This window comes from Levilactobacillus suantsaii, assembly GCF_004115745.1.
Taxonomy (GTDB): Bacteria; Bacillota; Bacilli; order Lactobacillales; family Lactobacillaceae; genus Levilactobacillus; species Levilactobacillus suantsaii.
The window spans coordinates 1-924 of the sequence record NZ_QXIL01000061.1; the positions used below are offsets into that span (position 1 = coordinate 1).

The following is a 924-nucleotide window of genomic DNA, read 5'->3' on the forward strand; positions in this document are numbered from 1 at the left end:
CCTCATAATTTAAATCTTCACAGAGATCATTGACCAGACCAATGAGTTCTACACCGTCTTCAAACTCATAATTGTACGGGCGAAGTCGCTCCATTGTTCTTGCTAATGCTTCGACGACACCCTTAGTCTGTGGACGAAATACTCGACAAGCAATTGGATTATAGCCAGCATCGTGGCTAAATTGGCGAAAACGCTCGTTAAATATCGCTTTGCCAAAGCTTGATTTGGTATGATCAACAACTTGCTTCATGTTGTCAAACCAAATTTCGGAAGGAACACCACCAGTTGCCTCAAACGCGTCATTTAAGCATTGAAACAACGTATCTTGACTGCGTTCAAAGACCAAAGTGACATATTTCAATTTAGAAAAGGGTAAGACGTAAAGAAAAATGTTGAAACGGTGCGGCTGCCCATTCCTGTCGTATAAAGTCATTTCTTCTTTCCAATCGACTTGGGCCGATAGGCCCGGCGTATGTTCAACACGAATAGTTGCTTTATGAGTTCGTTCCTTACGAATACTGGCACAGTATTCTCGAACGATAGTGTACTTTCCCTGAAAGCCCCGTTTCTGAATGAATTTGTAAATGGCCTTGGCAGAACAATGTAGCTCTAGTTTTTCCTCGATAATGCTTCTATAGCCATCCAGTAAGCTAGGCCGTTTATGTTTGATCAAGGGCAGGGTCATACTCCCTTGGGCCTCCTCATATGCTCTCTTAGCTGTACGATAATCTACCCCAAACTGTCTTCCAAGAGCCGTAAAATTAGGCTTGATATCATTATTCACGTACTGTTTCACTCCTTCGCGGACATCATGTCTCACATTGAAAACCTCCTAAAGTCAATGTGATTCATAATATCAAAAAATGTAGGAAAACCGACATTTTTACGCCGTCATTTTCCTACATTTTATAACCGCCATGCACA

General features: G+C 41.8%; 1 protein-coding gene. It reads right to left on the reverse strand.

All coding sequences use genetic code 11. The features are described from left to right. On the reverse strand, nt 1-820 hold an 820-nt coding region (gene istA, locus DXH47_RS11535), incomplete at its 3' end, for an IS21 family transposase (RefSeq protein ID WP_129033431.1). Between the last annotated feature and the right edge of the window lie 104 nt (nt 821-924).